The organism is Lutimaribacter marinistellae, assembly GCF_042648365.1.
GTDB classification, from domain to species: domain Bacteria; phylum Pseudomonadota; class Alphaproteobacteria; order Rhodobacterales; family Rhodobacteraceae; genus Lutimaribacter_A; species Lutimaribacter_A marinistellae.
In genome coordinates, this window is the sequence record NZ_JBHRXI010000033.1 from 1 (window position 1) to 1510 (window position 1510).

Here is a 1510-nt window from a genome sequence, read left to right on the forward strand (position 1 = left end):
CCGGTGTTGTTGGCCGGGTTCTGAAGGCTTGCGAAGACGCCGGTCAGCTGGGCGTTGTAGTAGGAGGCCCGGTCCTGTCCCTCGCCGCCGTCGAGAACGTCGCGGCCCGCGCCGCCGAGCAGGGTGTCGTTGCCCGCCTCGCCATAGACGCGGTCCCAACCTGAATTGGTGCTGAGGTAATCGTCGCCATCACCGCCAAGGATCGTGTCCGATCCACCGCGGCCGAAGATGTAATCCGTCTCGCCCCCGCCATCGATGCGATTGGCCCCCATGTTCCCGCGGATCCGGTTGGAAAGGTCATTGCCTTCGCCATTGATGTCCCCGCCTTCGAGAAGCGTGAGTTCTTCAATGTGATCCTGCAGTTTGAACGAGACGGAACTTTCCACCGTGTCGTTACCGTCCGGTGCCTGTTCGAGCAGTTCGATGGTCGCATCGTCCACGATGTAGAGGTCATTGCCTCCGTTTCCGGCCACTACCCCGGTTACAGAGCCTTCGCGCCCATCATAAGTGTCGTCTCCGTCCGAAAGGATGACGTTGCCGCTCATGAGGCCGCTGTTGCGGACGAAGTCATTGCCGAGCGAGCCGAAGAAGGAAATGTCGCGGGCGATGATCTCGCCATCGTTGATCAGCGTTGTGCCGCCCGTCTGCCCGGCATGCGCATTGTAGATCGCGGTCGATGCCCCGGAAATGAGGCCGGTATTCTCGATACGCATACTCGCGGCACCGCTATCGGCGTCGATGGCCGAGCCGCCGGCATCGATCACGCCTGAATTCTTCACCGTTATCGAAACAGAAGTGGTGAAAGGGTTCAGGTCCAGCGCCGAGGAATAGGAGAAGATGTGGCCCGCGTTGACCACCGATACGAAATTGTAGGCGATTGTTGAAATTGCCTCGCTGTCGGCCGAGGAGATGTGCCCGTCGGCGCCGATTTCCACGCGGAGGCCTGTTCCGCCATGTTCTATGGCGCGGTTGTCGGAGCCCGTGGCCGAAATGGCCCCGAGTACCGTGACATCCACCGTTCCAGAGGCGCTGACCGCGTCGGCCGTCGACACGACGAGCGATCCGCTCGGTGCAATGAAGCCGTACTGCCCCGAGGTGAGTGTTTCTGGGGCCGTGACGGTGGTACTGATCACAAAGGTCATGGCGTTTCTCCCGATGGCCGAGATCTTGCGGGCCGCTTAAATATTCAGCATCCCATATATCTCGGCCACCAGGTTTGACCTGGATCAATCCCGCGTTGCGATCAGAAGATGAAATCCCCCGCGGTCAGGTTTGCGGCGGTTTCGGTGATCAGCAGGATCTGGTCGCCCGCGCCGTAGTCGATGCGCACGTCGGCACCGACTTGGGTGATGGTCAGCGCGGCGTAGTTGGCGGCTCCGGTCACGAACTGGATCTTGTCGACACCGTCATTGTAGTCGAGGATCGTGTCGTTGCCGTTGCCCGACCAGAACTGGAACACGTCGGCGCCGAGCCCGCCGCGCAGCGTGTCGTCGCCCTTGTTCCCGGCGAT

The 1510-nt window shown here is 61.3% G+C and carries 1 protein-coding gene and 1 pseudogene; both read right to left on the reverse strand.

The genetic code is table 11. The annotated features are described in order from the left end of the window. The coding region (locus tag ACFORG_RS20195; RefSeq protein ID WP_386737382.1) for a calcium-binding protein at window positions 1–1142 on the reverse strand (1142 nt) is incomplete at its 3' end. Window positions 1143–1243: 101 nt separating this feature from the next. Beyond that, window positions 1244–1510 (reverse strand): annotated as a pseudogene (locus ACFORG_RS20200) (calcium-binding protein); the annotation flags it as partial.